12 protein-coding genes are annotated in these 14,306 nt (G+C 70.2%); 11 read left to right on the forward strand and 1 reads right to left on the reverse strand.

Features of this window, described 5'->3' with window-relative positions; genetic code table 11:
• The first annotated feature begins 7 nt into the window (after window positions 1-7).
• The 10 genes from OG746_RS17345 (at window position 8) to OG746_RS17390 (ending at window position 10,794) form a co-directional block, all read left to right on the forward strand.
• On the forward strand, window positions 8-682 hold the full coding sequence (locus OG746_RS17345; protein ID WP_371591167.1) for a GntR family transcriptional regulator: 675 nt from the start codon (window positions 8-10) through the stop codon (window positions 680-682).
• A gap of 130 nt (window positions 683-812) precedes the next feature.
• On the forward strand, window positions 813-2,042 hold the full coding sequence (gene frc, locus OG746_RS17350; protein ID WP_266715518.1) for a formyl-CoA transferase: 1,230 nt from the start codon (window positions 813-815) through the stop codon (window positions 2,040-2,042).
• A complete protein-coding gene (locus OG746_RS17355) occupies window positions 1,999-2,541 on the forward strand; it encodes a beta-class carbonic anhydrase (RefSeq protein ID WP_266715519.1) in 543 nt (180 codons plus the stop codon). Before frc ends, OG746_RS17355 begins: the two co-directional genes overlap by 44 nt.
• Window positions 2,542-2,678: 137 nt before the next feature.
• Window positions 2,679-3,401 (forward strand): acyl-CoA dehydrogenase family protein, encoded by a 723-nt coding sequence (locus OG746_RS17360; RefSeq protein WP_266715520.1) that lies wholly within the window; start codon window positions 2,679-2,681, stop codon window positions 3,399-3,401.
• Window positions 3,402-3,535: 134 nt separating this feature from the next.
• Window positions 3,536-4,030, forward strand: a complete 495-nt coding sequence (locus OG746_RS17365; RefSeq protein WP_266715521.1) for an NAD(P)H-dependent oxidoreductase subunit E — start codon at window positions 3,536-3,538, stop codon at window positions 4,028-4,030.
• A gap of 3 nt (window positions 4,031-4,033) precedes the next feature.
• Window positions 4,034-5,659, forward strand: coding sequence for a formate dehydrogenase beta subunit (locus OG746_RS17370; protein WP_266715522.1), 1,626 nt, complete (start codon window positions 4,034-4,036; stop codon window positions 5,657-5,659).
• Complete coding sequence (gene fdhF, locus OG746_RS17375; protein WP_266715523.1) at window positions 5,656-8,466, forward strand: formate dehydrogenase subunit alpha; 2,811 nt, start codon at window positions 5,656-5,658, stop codon at window positions 8,464-8,466. Before OG746_RS17370 ends, fdhF begins: the two co-directional genes overlap by 4 nt.
• Window position 8,467: 1 nt before the next feature.
• Window positions 8,468-8,680, forward strand: coding sequence for a formate dehydrogenase subunit delta (locus OG746_RS17380; protein WP_266715524.1), 213 nt, complete (start codon window positions 8,468-8,470; stop codon window positions 8,678-8,680).
• A 182-nt stretch (window positions 8,681-8,862) separates the two neighbouring features.
• Window positions 8,863-9,834, forward strand: a complete 972-nt coding sequence (locus OG746_RS17385) for a 2-dehydropantoate 2-reductase (RefSeq protein WP_266715525.1) — start codon at window positions 8,863-8,865, stop codon at window positions 9,832-9,834.
• Between the two features lie 39 nt (window positions 9,835-9,873).
• On the forward strand, window positions 9,874-10,794 hold the full coding sequence (locus tag OG746_RS17390; RefSeq protein ID WP_266719019.1) for a LysR family transcriptional regulator: 921 nt from the start codon (window positions 9,874-9,876) through the stop codon (window positions 10,792-10,794).
• A gap of 56 nt (window positions 10,795-10,850) precedes the next feature.
• Here the strand turns inward: OG746_RS17390 and OG746_RS17395 are convergent, their stop codons facing one another.
• On the reverse strand, window positions 10,851-12,266 hold the full coding sequence (locus OG746_RS17395) for an AMP-binding protein (protein ID WP_266715526.1): 1,416 nt from the start codon (window positions 12,264-12,266) through the stop codon (window positions 10,851-10,853).
• A 280-nt stretch (window positions 12,267-12,546) separates the two neighbouring features.
• Between OG746_RS17395 and oxc the strand changes: the two genes are divergently transcribed.
• Window positions 12,547-14,286, forward strand: coding sequence for an oxalyl-CoA decarboxylase (oxc, locus tag OG746_RS17400; protein WP_266715527.1), 1,740 nt, complete (start codon window positions 12,547-12,549; stop codon window positions 14,284-14,286).
• The last annotated feature ends 20 nt before the right edge of the window (window positions 14,287-14,306 follow it).

Raw genomic sequence — 14,306 nt, forward strand, 5'->3', positions numbered from 1 at the left:
CCCGATGTTGCCGACCGCAGGACTGCCGCAAGGTGCGGTGCCCAGGCTGGACCGGCCGGGACCGCTGCGCGAGCGGGTCTACGGCGCACTCCTCGAACTCATCATCAACCGCACCCTGCCGCCCGGCGCGCATCTCGTCGAGACGGAACTCGCGATGCAGCTCGGGGTGTCGAGACAGCCCGTACGGGAGGCGTTGCAGCGGCTCAGCACCGAAGGGTGGGTCGATCTGCGGCCCGCGCAGGGCGCGTTCGTGCACGAGCCGACCGAGGACGAGGCGGACCAGCTCCTGAAGGTCCGCCAGCTCCTGGAGACCGAGGCGGTCCGGCTCGCAGCAGGGAAGGCCGATGCCGCCGCTGTCGCCGCGCTGGAGGAGCTGTGCGAGGCGGGGGAGCGGGCGGTCGCTGCGGACGACGTGGAGGCGGCGGTCGCGCTCAATGCGCAACTGCACGGCGCCGTGATGGAGTTGGCGGCCAACGAGGTCCTCGCGGAGCTGGCCGCACAGGTCGACCGCCGGGTGCGCTGGTACTACACGCCGGTGGCGCGGCAGCGCGGACACCAGTCCTGGGCGGAGCACCGCGAGCTGATCGCGGCGCTCGCGGACCGGGACGAGGGCCGGGCGGCGCAGGTCATGCGCGCGCACACCGAGCACACGCGCACGTCGTACCACCAGCGCGCGAGGTAGCGGACCGAGCGGCCGACGGCAGGGGAATACTGTCGTCGAGGATTGCATACAGTCGACGGATACTGTATGAACATTGGTATGTGCCGGTCCTCTAACTCCGAACGCGTAAGCGAGAGGTGGGGTGTCGATCATGACCAAGGCTCTTGAGGGCGTGCGTGTCCTCGATATGACACACGTTCAGTCGGGCCCGTCCGCAACGCAGTTGCTGGCGTGGCTGGGTGCGGACGTCGTCAAACTGGAGGCGCCGACCGGTGACATCACGCGCAAGCAGCTGCGTGACGTCCCGGACGTCGACTCCCTCTACTTCACGATGCTCAACTCCAATAAGCGGAGCATCACCCTGAACACCAAGAGCGACCGCGGCAAGGAGATCCTCACGGAGCTGATCCGCCGCTCGGACGTCATGGTGGAGAACTTCGGCCCGGGCGCGGTGGACCGGATGGGCTTCACCTGGGACCGCATCCAGGAGATCAACCCCCGCATCATCTACGCCTCCATCAAGGGCTTCGGCGAGGGTCCGTACACCAACTTCAAGGCCTACGAGGTCGTCGCGCAGGCCATGGGCGGCTCCATGGCCACCACGGGCTTCGAGGACGGACCGCCGACGGCCACGGGTGCGCAGATCGGCGACTCGGGGACGGGCATCCACACGGTCGCCGGCATCCTGGCGGCACTGTTCCAGCGCGAGAGCACCGGGCGCGGGCAGCGTGTAAACGTAGCCATGCAGCACGCGGTGCTCAACCTGTGCCGCGTGAAGCTGCGCGACCAACAGCGCCTCGCGCACGGCCCGTTGGCGGAGTACCCGAACGAGGACTTCGGCGACGAGGTCCCCCGTTCCGGCAACGCGTCGGGCGGCGGACAGCCCGGCTGGGCCGTCAAGTGTGCGCCCGGCGGCCCCAACGACTACGTGTACGTCATCGTGCAGCCGGTGGGCTGGAAGCCGATGGCCGAGCTGATAGGCAGGCCGGAGATGGCGGACGACCCGGAGTGGTCGACCCCGGAGGCGCGCCTGCCGAAGCTCAACAAGATGTTCCAACTGATCGAGGAGTGGTCCTCGACGCTTCCCAAGTGGGAGGTCCTGGACCGGCTCAACGCCCACAACATCCCCTGCGGCCCGATCCTCTCCACCAAGGAGATCATCGAGGACGAGTCGCTGGTCTCCAACGAGATGGTCGTCGAGGTCGAGCACCCCGGACGCGGCTCGTACACGACGGTCGGCAACCCGCTCAAGCTCTCCGACTCGCCGACCACCATCTCCGGCTCCCCGCTCCTGGGCGAGCACAACAGTGACATCTACGCCGACGAACTCGGCCTGGATGCGGCGGAGTTGGCGCAGCTCGCCGAACAGGGCGTCATCTGAGATGGACGGCACCGTGGTCGACCGCCTCGTCGAGGCGAACGAACGGTACGCCGCCGCGTTCACCGATCCCGGCATGGACGCCCGCCCGGTCCTGGAGGTGGCCGTCGTCGCCTGCATGGACGCGAGGATCGATCTGCACGCCGCGCTCGGCCTGGGACTCGGCGACTGCCACACCGTCCGCAACGCGGGCGGTGTGGTCACCGACGACACCATCCGCTCGCTGGCCATCAGCCAGCGGGCGCTCGGCACCCGCAGTGTGGTGCTGATCCACCACACCGGCTGCGGACTCCAGTCGCTGACCGAGGAGTTCCGGCACGAGCTGGAACGCGAGGTCGGTCAGCGGCCGACGTGGGCGGTGGAGGGCTTCACCGACGTCGACCAGGATGTGCGGCAGTCCCTGCGGAAGGTGCGCACGTCGCCGTTCCTGCCGCACACCGGCGACGTCCGCGGGTTCGTCTTCGACGTGGCGACGGGGCTGTTGCGGGAGATCACCGCGTAGCCCCAACTCGCCGTCCTTGCAAGGTGGTTGAAACTCGGCCGCGCACACCTCTGGCCCCGCCGGACCGCATCGGAATACTGTATGCAATTACTGCGCCGCATCGCGGCAGCTCACAAATCTGACGAGGGGGTCGCCCCGTGTCGTACCGCACCGCACTCGCTCACGTCCTGACAGGCGCCGTCGCATCCGGCGGCGAACCGGCCCGCATGCAAGGCAGATTCCCCCGGTCCGGCGTCACCGCGCTCGGCCGCGCCGGACTGCTCGGCCTCACCGTCGCCCCCGAACTCGGCGGTGGCGGGCGGGGGTTGGTCGAAGCCGCCGATGTCGTGGCCCGCGTCGCACACGTCTGCCCGGCCGCCGCGACCGTGCTCCGCTCGCACTACGCGGCGGTGGCCGTCGTCGAGGCGTGCGGCGGCGCCTGGGTGCGCGCCGAGATCGCCGCCGGGCGTCATCTCTGCTCGCTGGCCCTGGAGGAGGACGGGCCGGAGACGACGGCGCGCCGCACCGGCGAGGTCGTCACCCTGCAAGGCCGCAAGCGCCATGTGGTCGCCGCGGGCGAGGCCGACAGCTACCTCTGGTCGAGCGGACCGGCCGGGGTCGGGATGGGAGGGCGGAGCCTGTGGCTGGTCCCGGCCCACGCCCCCGATCTGTACGTGCCGGCCCGGGCGGCTGGTCCTGGCCCGAGCGGCAGCGCGACCTCGACGGTCTGCGCCGACCCCGTGCGGGTACCCGCGTCGGCCCTGCTCGGGGAGGACGGGGGCGGCGAGCACCTTGTGCGGGACCTCGTCCTGCCGTGGCTGACGGAACTGGCCGCCGTGACGGACCAAACGGACCAGGAGCCCGTGCTCGTGGCCTCGTGAACACCGGCCCGGTGTACGGAAGTCGGTCGATCGACTCCGCTCGATTTCGTCCCGCTTCTTTACACCGGGCTTCTGTATACAGAAGTCTGTATGGGGTAGTGCTGGGGTCCCCTGCACCCGCGCCGGAGGCCCGCATGACGGAAGGCGGATCGATCATGACGACCAGCGGGACGGACGTGTCGGTCGAGGGCGTGGTGAGGAGAGCGGCGGCCGCGCACCGTGGCGAGCGCGGCGCGCTGCTGCCCGTACTCCACGCCGTACAGGCCAAGTTGGGGTGCGTACCGCAGGAGGCGATCCCCGTCCTCGCCGACGAGTTCAACCTCTCGCGGGCCGACATCCACGGAGTGGTGACCTTCTACCACGACTTCCGCCGTGAGCCCGCGGGCCGCTCCACCGTCCGCATCTGCCGCGCCGAAGCCTGCCAGGCCCTGGGCGCCGACCGCCTGTTGGGCCACGTACGGGAGTCGGGTCTGACGCTCGGCGAAACAAGTGCCGACGGCACTGTCACCGTCGACCAGGTCTTCTGTCTCGGCAACTGCGCGCTCGGCCCCTCGGTGGAGGCGAACGGTCGGCTGCACGGGCGTGTGACCCCGGCCCGGCTCGGCGCGATCCTCAACGGGACGGTGTGACAAGTGACGTCGGAGAACACCACGAGAAACACGGCCACCGTGTACGTTCCGCGCGACGCGGCGGCCCGTTCCGTCGGCGCCGACGAGGTGGCGCAACAACTCGAACTGGCCGCGATCGAGGGCGGGTTCGGTGTCGACGTCGTTCGCAACGGCTCGCGCGGGCTGCTCTGGCTCGAACCCCTCGTCGAGGTCGTGACCCCCGAGGGCCGCATCGGATACGGCCCGGTCACTCCCGAAGACGTCCCCGGCCTCCTCGCCGCCGGAATGCTCGACGGCGCCGACCACCCGTTGCGCCTCGGTCCGGTCGACCAACTCCCTTGGCTGGCACGGCAGAACCGCGTCACCTTCGCCCGCGTCGGCGTCACCGATCCGCTCTCGCCCGAGGACTACGAGGCCCACGGGGGACTGCAAGGACTGCGTGCGGCCCTGGAGATGGAGCCCGCCGACGTCGTCACCGAGGTCACCGACTCCGGGCTTCGCGGTCGTGGCGGCGCCGGCTTCCCGGCGGGCATCAAGTGGAAGACGGTGCTCGACTGCGCCGACGAGCTCAAGTTCATCTGCTGCAACGCCGACGAGGGCGACAGCGGCACCTTCGCCGACCGCATGGTCATGGAGGGCGACCCCTTCCTTCTCATCGAGGGCATGACGATCGCCGCCCACGCCGTCGGCGCGCGCGAGGGCTATCTCTACATCCGCTCCGAATACCCCGACGCCATCGCCACCATGAACACCGCGATCGACATCGCCCGCGGGCGCGGCTGGCTCGGCGCGGGCATCCTCGGCTCGTCGCTCGACTTCGACCTGCACATCCGCGTCGGCGCCGGCGCGTACATCTGCGGCGAGGAGACCTCCATGCTGGAGAGCCTGGAGGGCAAGCGCGGCATGGTCCGCGCGAAACCCCCGATCCCCGCGATCGAGGGCCTGTTCGGCAGGCCGACCGTGGTGAACAACGTCCTCACCCTCACCACCGTCCCCGTCGTCCTCGCCGACGGCGCCAAGGCCTACCAGGACCTCGGCGTCGGCCGCTCCCGCGGCACCCAGGTCTTCCAGCTCGCCGGCAACATCAAGCGCGGCGGCATCGTCGAGACCGCCTTCGGTATCACCCTGCGTGAGCTGATCGAGGACTACGGCGGGGGGACCTTGAGCGGCCGGCCCGCGCGGGCCGTGCAGGTGGGCGGGCCGCTCGGCGCGTATCTGCCGGAGGCGCGGTTCGACCTGCCGATGGACTACGAGGCCCTCGCGGAGGCCGGGGCGATGCTCGGGCACGGCGGCGTGGTCGTCTTCGACGACACCGTCGACATGGCGGCGCAGGCCCGCTTCGCGATGGAGTTCTGCGCCGAGGAGTCCTGCGGCAAGTGCACGCCCTGCAGGGTCGGTTCGGTGCGCGGCGTCGAGGTCATCGACCGGATCGTGGCCGGTGAGCAGCAGGACGAGAATCTCGCGCTGCTGGAGGACCTGTGCGAGCTGATGACCGATGGTTCACTGTGTGCCATGGGCGGTCTTACACCGATGCCCGTACGCAGCGCGCTCGCGCACTTCGCCGACGACTTCGTCGGCCGCGGCGACCGTCGGCTCCTGGAGATCCACCCCGTACAGCGGGGCAACACTCGAACGGAGGGCCAGGCATGACGCTTCTGAAGGAACCCGACTTCGGCACTCCGGAACGCCCCGGAGCGCCCACGGTCTCGGTGGAGATCGACGGACAACAGGTGATGGTCCCGGAGGGCACGTCCGTGATGCGGGCGGCCGCCGAGGCCGGCATCGAGGTACCGAAACTGTGCGCCACCGACAGCCTGGAGGCGTTCGGCTCCTGCCGGCTGTGCGTGGTCGAGATCGACGGTCGGCGCGGCACCCCCGCGTCCTGTACGACACCGTGTACGGACGGCATGTCGGTGAAGACGCAGACCCCGAAGGTGGAGAAGCTCCGCCAGGGCGTCATGGAGCTGTACATCTCCGACCACCCGCTCGACTGCCTCACCTGCCCCGCCAACGGAGACTGCGAACTCCAGGACATGGCAGGCGTGGTGGGCCTGCGCCAGGTCCGCTACGGCTACGAGGGTGCCAACCACCTCGACGCCGAGAAGGACACCTCCAACCCGTACTTCGACTTCGACCCGTCGAAGTGCATCGCCTGCTCGCGGTGTGTGCGTGCCTGTGACGAGACACAGGGCACGTTCGCGCTGACCATCGAGGGGCGCGGCTTCGAGTCGAAGGTGTCGGCGGGCGCGGGGGAGTTGTTCATGGACTCCGAGTGCGTGTCCTGCGGCTCCTGCGTCCAGGCCTGCCCGACGTCAACTCTCCAGGAGAAGTCGGTAGTTGATCTCGGCATGCCGACGCGGTCCGTCGTCACCACATGCGCGTACTGCGGTGTCGGCTGCTCGTTCAAGGCCGAGCTGCGCGGCGACGAACTCGTCCGCATGGTCCCCCACAAGGACGGCGGCGCCAACGAGGGCCACTCCTGCGTCAAGGGCCGCTTCGCCTTCGGCTACGCCACCCACCCCGACCGCAAGCTCAAGCCCATGGTCCGCGACCGCATCACCGACCCGTGGCGCGAGGTCGAGTGGGACGAGGCGATCGGCACGGTGGCCCGCCGCTTCCAAGAGATCCAGGGCCGGTACGGCTCCGGCTCCATCGGCGCCATCTCCTCCTCCCGCTGCACCAACGAAGAGGTGTACGTCGTCCAGAAGATGGTCCGCGCCGCCTTCGCCAACAACAACATCGACACGTGCGCCCGCGTCTGCCACTCGCCGACCGGCTACGGGCTCAAGCAGACCTTCGGCGAATCGGCCGGCACCCAGGACTTCCGGTCCGTCGCCGAGGCCGACGTCATCATGGTCATCGGCGCCAACCCCACCGACGGCCACCCGGTGTTCGCCTCCCGGATGAAGCGCCGCCTGCGCGAGGGCGCCAAGCTGATCGTCGTCGACCCGCGCCGCATCGACCTGGTGCGCTCCCCGCACATCGAGGCACAGCACCACCTCCAGCTGCGCCCCAGCACGAACGTCGCCGTCGTCAACGCGATGGCGCACGTCGTCGTCACCGAGGGCCTCGTCGACGAGAACTTCGTCGCGGAGCGCTGCGAAGGTTACGAGGACTGGGCCGAGTTCGTGTCCCGCCCGGAGAACAGCCCCGAGGCGACGGAGGAGATCAGCGGCGTCCCGGCCGCCGAACTGCGCGCGGCAGCGCGCCTCTACGCGTCCGCGGGCAACGGCGCCATCTACTACGGCCTCGGTGTCACCGAGCACAGCCAGGGCTCGACGATGGTCATGGGAATGGCCAACCTCGCGATGGCCTGCGGCAACATCGGCCGCGACGGCGTCGGCGTCAACCCGCTGCGCGGGCAGAACAACGTACAGGGCTCCTGCGACATGGGCTCCTTCCCGCACGAGCTGCCCGGCTACCGGCACATCTCCGACGACGCGGTGCGTGGTGTCTTCGAGAACCTGTGGGGCCGGGACCTCCTGCCGGATCCGGGCCTGCGCATCCCCAACATGTTCGACGCGGCGATCGAAGGCGACTTCCGCGGCCTGTTCGTGCACGGCGAGGACATCGCCCAGTCGGACCCGAACCTCCAGCACGTCACGGCGGCCCTCGCAGCCATGGAACTCGTCGTGGTCCAGGACCTGTTCCTCAACGAGACGGCGAAGTTCGCCCATGTCTTCCTGCCCGGCGCCTCCTTCCTGGAGAAGGACGGCACGTTCACCAACGCCGAGCGGCGCGTCAACCGCGTGCGGTCGGTGATGCCGCCGAAGTCCGGGAAGCACGAGTGGCAGATCGTGTGCGAGATCGCCACCGCCATGGGCTACGCCATGGACTACGACCACCCGTCGCAGATCATGGACGAGATCGCCTCGGTGACCCCGACGTTCGCGGGTGTCTCCTTCGACCTCATCGACAAGCTCGGCAGCATCCAGTGGCCGTGCAACGCGGAGGCCCCCGAGGGCACACCGACCATGCACGTGGACTCCTTCACCCGCGGCAAGGGAAAGTTCGCGGTCACCTCCTACGTACCGACCAACGAACGCAGCACGCGCCGCTTCCCGCTGGTCCTCACCACGGGCCGCATCCTCAGCCAGTACAACGTCGGCGCGCAGACCCGCCGCACCGGCAACGTCGCCTGGCACCCCGAGGACATCCTGGAGGTGCACCCGCACGACGCGGAGGAGCGCGGCATCACCGACGGCGACCTCGTCACGATGTCCAGCCGCGTCGGTGCGACGACGCTGCACGCGCAGATCTCCGACCGCATGCCACCAGGTGTCGTCTACACCACCTTCCACCACCCGGTGACGGGCGCGAACGTGGTGACGACCGAGAACTCCGACTGGGCGACCAACTGCCCGGAGTACAAGGTCACGGCCGTGCAGGTCGGTCTCGCGCCGAAGGCCCGGGCCGCCCGCGAGGCGGCGGACGACCTCGTCACGGTGGTGGACTGACATGGCGGGCACCGTCCCGGCGGAACGCCGGATGGCGAACGACATCGCCGCGAACCAGGGCCATCTGTCGGACGCGGCGGCGGCCGAGGCGATCGCCGGACACGTCACGAAGTTCTGGGACCCGAGGATGCGGCAGCGGCTCTACGCGCTCGTGGACGACGGAGCGGACGGCTTCGACCCGCTCGTGGTCGCGGCCGTGAAGCTCATGCGCTGAGGCCCTCCCGGGCCACCTTCCCAGCGGCCGCCGCGCGACAGGGCACGCGCGGCGGCCGCGCCCATTTCTGCATCTCCGTACGTCGTGCCATCGGGCACCCCCGTGCTGTGCGGCGCGCGGGTGCGACAGCCGACGGCATGCGTGCACGTACCTCCACACCCTCGAACCCAGGAGGCACCACGATGAAGATCGCAGTTGTCGGCGCCGGAGCCATCGGCGCGTACGTCGGCGCGGCCCTGCACCGCGGCGGCGCGGACGTGCACCTCGTCGCGCGCAAGGACCATCTGCGCGCCATCCAGGCGGAAGGCGTCCGCGTGCTCAGCCCGCGCGGCGACTTCACCGCCCACCCGCACGCCACCGACGACCCGAACGAGATCGGCCCCGTGGACTACGTGTTCCTCGGCCTCAAGGCCCACTCGTACCCGTCGTGCGGCTCGCTCGTCGCCCCGCTGCTCGGCGAACACACCGCGCTGGTGGCCGGGCAGAACGGCGTCCCGTGGTGGTACTTCCACAAGCTGACGGGCCCGTACGAGGGTCGGCGCATCGAGGCGGTCGACCCGGGCGGCGCGACGAGCAAGGTGCTGCCGCCCGAGCGCGCGATCGGCTGCGTCGTCTACCCGGCCACGGTCATCGAATCCCCGGGCGTCATACGGCACTTGGAAGGCACCCGCTTCTCCATAGGGGAGCCCGACGGCAGTCTCTCGCGACGCTGCACGGACCTCAGCGAGGCCATGGTCGCGGGCGGCCTCAAGTGCCCCGTCGAGCAGAACCTGCGCGACGACATCTGGATCAAGCTCATGGGCAACGCGGCCTTCAACCCGATCAGCGCGCTGACCCGGGCCACCATGACCGACATGTGCCGGCACCCACCGACCCGCACCATGGTCGCCCGCGTCATGGAGGAGATCCTCGACATCGCCGCCCGCGTCGGCTCGACCCCGGAGATCTCCATCGAGAAACGCCTGCGCGGCGCCGAGGGCGTAGGAGCCCACAAGACCTCCATGCTCCAGGACCTGGAAGCGGGAAAACAGCTGGAACTGGACGCCATCGTGACAGCGGTGGTGGAGATGGCCGACATCACCGGCGCCGAGGCACCCACGCTGCGTGCGATCCACGCGGCGACCGACCTATTGGCACGCACCGTGCTGCCGTAGCACGCTACGGATGAAGATCACGTGGCAGAGGAGACGTACATGCTGTTCCGGCAGTTGGAGTACTTCGTGGCGGTGGCGCGCGAGCGGCACTTCGCACGCGCCGCCGAATCCTGCTACGTCTCCCAGCCCGCGCTCTCCGCGGCGATAGCCAAGCTGGAGCGCGAGCTGAACGTCACGCTGATCAACCGCGGCCACAACTACCAGGGCCTCACCCCGGAGGGCGAGCGCCTGGTGGTGTGGGCGAAACGCATCCTCGCGGAGCAGGACGCGTTCAAGGCCGAGGTCGCCGCGGTCCAGTCGGGCATCACGGGAACGCTGCGCCTGGGCACGGACCCCACGGCGTCGACGACACTGGCACTCCCGGTGGGCGCCTTCTGCTCGGCACACCCTCTGGCAAAGGTCCAGGTCCGCTCGCGCCTCTCCACGAAAGAACTGCACCGCCAACTCCGCGACTTCGAACTCGACGTGGCCATCGCCCACTTCGACCCGGACGACCAGGAGGGCCTGCAAGTGGTTCCCCTCTACCAGGAGCGGTACATGCTCCTGGTCTCGGACGACCAGTTCAAGTCCCGTACGAGCAGCCTCACTTGGGCGGACGCGGCGCAGCTCCCCCTGGCACTGCTGACACCCGACATGCGCATCCGCCAGATCATCGACAAGGTCTTCGCGAACAAGGGCCTGGAGGTCACCCCCCAGGTCGAGACCGACTCCATCGCCTCCCTGTACGCCCATGTGGGCGGCGGCGAATGGGCCAGCGTCGTGCCCCACACCTGGCTGCGCGCGATGCCGGTGGACGGCCGCACGCGAGCGCTGCCGCTGATCGACCCGGAGGCGGGCGCCCAGGTCTCGGTGGCCATCCACGCGGGAACCCCGGGCTCGGTGGCGGCGAGGGCGTTCGTGAGCGCGGCGACGGCACTGAACCTGGACGAGGTGTTCGAGCAGAGGGTCCCGGCAAATTAAGGCCCGCTTCGGGACGAGAGCCCGCGGGGTCCGGGGCAGCGCCCCGAGGCGTCCACTCACCCGTACCGCTCCCGCACGGCCAACCGGTCCAACCCTCCCTGCGCCGTCCTCGGCAGGGCGGACACGAAGACGATCCGGTCCGGCACCGCCGCCGCGGCCAACCGCTGCCGCGAGTACCGCAACACGTCCTCCGCCCCCACACACTCCTCCCCACGCACCACCACCGCGGCCCCGATCCGCTCCCCACCCACCGCGAACACCGCCGCCTCGGCCACCGACGGACATCCGGCGAGCACATCCTCCACGTACTCGGGCGAGATCGTCCGCCCACCCCGGACGATGAGGCTCTCGATCCGCCCGGTCAACGACAGGTACCCGTCCTCGTCGAGCCACCCCAGGTCCCCCGTACGCAACCATCCACCACCCCCACCGGCCACGGAGGGTCCCCGCACCCACACCTCACCCCGCACCCCGGCCGGACACACCTTCCCGTCCTGGTCGACGACGCGCAGCCGCACCCCGGTCGCCCGCCCCACCGTGCCGTGCTTGAGCGGCCCGCGCTCCGGCAGCGGCTCGCTGGAGATCTGGTGCGCGGCCTCGGTCATCCCGTACGCGGACAGCAGTGGCGCGCCGAACATCCGCTCAAGGGCCCGCTGGGACGCGGCGTTGAGCGGCGCGCCACAACTGCGTACGAACCGCAGCGGCGGCGGCGCCCCCACGTCGGCTGCCTCCGACGAGCGGTCGAGCAGCGCCTCGTGGATCGTCGGCACCGCCGTGAACCAACTCGCCGCCGCCGCCCGCAGATCCGCCCAGAACGTCTCGGCCGAGAACCGCCCGCCTGCCGGCAGCAGCACACACCCCCCGCTGGCGAGCGTGGACAGGAGCGAGGCGAAGAGCCCGTGCCCGTGGAAGAACGGCATGACCGCGACGGTCGCGTCGTCGGGCCCCAACGCGTAGGTGCCGCAGATGTTGTTGACGGACGCCGCCACATTGGCGTGCGTGAGCGGCACCATGCGGGCGCGGCCCGTGGCCCCCGCGGTGAACAGGACGAGCGCGCCTTCCTTCCCCGCACGGCGCCGGGCGCCGGCATCAACGCCGACGCCGATGACCCCGTCGCCGCCGAGCACGGCGCTCGCCCCCAAATCACCAACCCGCAACCGCAGTTCGGCATCCGACAGGCCCGGATCCAGAGGAGCGGCGACCACCCCCGCGCGAGCCGCACCGAGCAGCGCGACCACGAACTCGACGGTGTTGCCCGCGACGAGCCCGAGCACGTCACCGGCCCCCAGACCCGCGGCGGCGAACCGCCCCGCCTCCTGGTCCGCGAGCGCGCCCAACGCCTCGTACGACAGGGGAACCCGCTCGTCACCGTGTCGCCCGGTGGTGACGAGCGCGGGAGCGTGGGGCCGCGCACGAGCCTGCCGGTCGAGGAGATCGGCGAGCCCCGTGACGGTCAGGGCCGACGTGGCCATGCCTTCCACCTCCCATCCTCAGCGAGCGTGCGGTCAGCGGCCGCGCACGTCCAATACGCACTCACGAACACCCGATAGCAACGGCTTATCAAGACCGAACGACCGCCCACAGCAGGGGATTTGACACCCGCTTGACTCTCGATAGACGCCATTTATCGCCTGGAAGCCGATGGGTCTTGGACGGGGCGCCGCAGCCTGTCGAAGGTGAGAACAGGAGCCGCACCGGCCGTACGCGCATGAGGCGCACCGGCAGGGACCCGTCCAAGGAGGAACCCGGATCATGACCGCTGACTCGACCGCTGAACAGACCGCCGAGGCCGCGGCAGGAGCCGACGCGCCGGGCGAGCTCACCGACGGCTACCACCTCGTCGTCGACGCCCTGAAGAAGAACGACGTCGACACGATCTACGGCCTCGTAGGCATCCCGGTGACGGACCTGGCCCGCCTCGCGCAGGCCGAGGGCATCCGCTACATCGGCTTCCGCCACGAGTCCAACGCCGGCCACGCCGCCGCGATCGCCGGCTACCTCACCAAGACGCCCGGCATCTGTCTGACCGTCTCGGCCCCCGGCTTCCTCAACGGCCTGGTCGCCCTCGCCAACGCCACCACCAACTGCTTCCCGATGGTGCAGATCTCCGGCTCCAGCGAGCGCCACCTCGTCGACCTCAAGCAGGGCGACTACGAGGAGATGGACCAGCTCGCCGCGGCCCAGCCCTTCGTGAAGGCCGCCTACCGCGTCAGCCGCGTCGAGGACATCGGCCGCGGCATCGCCCGCGCCCTGCGCACCGCGGTCTCCGGCCGCCCCGGCGGCGTCTACCTCGACATCCCCGCGGCGGTCCTCGGCGCGGTCATGGACAAGGGGGAGGGGGAGCGGACTCTCTCCCGCCTGGTCGACCCGGCGCCGCGCCAGCTGCCCGCCCCCGAGGCGGTGGACCGCGCGATCGACCTCCTGGAGAACGCGGAGCGTCCCCTGATCGTCCTCGGCAAGGGCGCGGCCTACGCACAGGCCGACGACAAGATCCGTCACCTCATCGAGTCGACGGGCATCCCGTACGTACCGATGTCCATGGCGAAGGGCCTGCTCCGCGATGACCACCCGCAGTCGGCGGCGACGGCCCGCTCCCTCGCCCTGAAGAAGGCCGACGTCGTCATGCTGGTCGGCGCCCGCCTGAACTGGCTGCTCAACCACGGCGAGCGCGGCTGGAACCCGGACGCGAAATTCATCCAGGTCGACATCGAAGCGAGGGAGATGGACTCCAACCAGCCCATCGCGGCGCCCCTCGTCGGCGACATCGAATCCGTCCTCGACCAGCTCGCCGACCGCACCAAGCCCGGCCAGGTCAGCGCGCCCGCCGCCTGGCGCGAGGAGCTCGCGGCCCGCTCGGAGCAGAACGTCGCCAAGATGGCCAAGCGCCTGGAGGCCGACCCGCACCCCATGCAGTTCATGGGCGCGCTCAAGGCGGTCCGCGACGTCGTCCACCAGCACCCGGAGACGTACATCGTCAACGAGGGCGCCAACACCCTCGACATCGCCCGCAACGTCATCGACATGCACCACCCGCGCCGCCGCCTCGACTCCGGCACCTGGGGCGTCATGGGCATCGGCATGGGCTACGCGATCGCGGCCGCGGTCGAGAGCGGCGGAGCGCCCGTCGTCGCCATCGAGGGCGACAGCGCCTTCGGCTTCAGCGGCATGGAGCTGGAGACGATCTGCCGCTACAACCTGCCGGTCGTCACCGTGATCATGAACAACGGCGGCGTCTACCGGGGCGACGAGGTGATCGGCGACGCTCCCGCTCCCACGACGCTGATGAGCGCGGCTCGCCACGACCAGATGATCGAGTCCTTCGGCGGCAAGGGCTACCGGGCCACCACACCCGCCGAGGTCACGGCCGCGCTGACCGAGGCGATCGCCTCCGGCGGCCCGGCGCTCATCGACTGCGTGATCGACCCGTCGGCCGGCACGGAGAGCGGTCACATCGCCCACCTGAACCCGAAGGGCATCGGCATCAAGAAGTAGCCGGTCCGCCCGCGTCCGGG

The sequence above is a fragment of the Streptomyces sp. NBC_01016 genome, assembly GCF_026341035.1.
In the GTDB taxonomy this organism is placed as follows: domain Bacteria; phylum Actinomycetota; class Actinomycetes; order Streptomycetales; family Streptomycetaceae; genus Streptomyces.

Coding starts and splice junctions, on each gene's coding strand:
- OG746_RS17385 (WP_266715525.1), top strand. CDS start 8,863: ATGAAGATCGCAGTTGTCGGCGCCGGAGCCATCGGCGCGTACGTCGGC.
- OG746_RS17395 (WP_266715526.1), bottom strand. CDS start 12,266: ATGGCCACGTCGGCCCTGACCGTCACGGGGCTCGCCGATCTCCTCGAC.
- OG746_RS17390 (WP_266719019.1), top strand. CDS start 9,874: ATGCTGTTCCGGCAGTTGGAGTACTTCGTGGCGGTGGCGCGCGAGCGG.
- OG746_RS17380 (WP_266715524.1), top strand. CDS start 8,468: ATGGCGGGCACCGTCCCGGCGGAACGCCGGATGGCGAACGACATCGCC.
- fdhF (WP_266715523.1), top strand. CDS start 5,656: ATGACGCTTCTGAAGGAACCCGACTTCGGCACTCCGGAACGCCCCGGA.
- oxc (WP_266715527.1), top strand. CDS start 12,547: ATGACCGCTGACTCGACCGCTGAACAGACCGCCGAGGCCGCGGCAGGA.
- OG746_RS17355 (WP_266715519.1), top strand. CDS start 1,999: ATGCGGCGGAGTTGGCGCAGCTCGCCGAACAGGGCGTCATCTGAGATG.
- OG746_RS17365 (WP_266715521.1), top strand. CDS start 3,536: ATGACGGAAGGCGGATCGATCATGACGACCAGCGGGACGGACGTGTCG.
- frc (WP_266715518.1), top strand. CDS start 813: ATGACCAAGGCTCTTGAGGGCGTGCGTGTCCTCGATATGACACACGTT.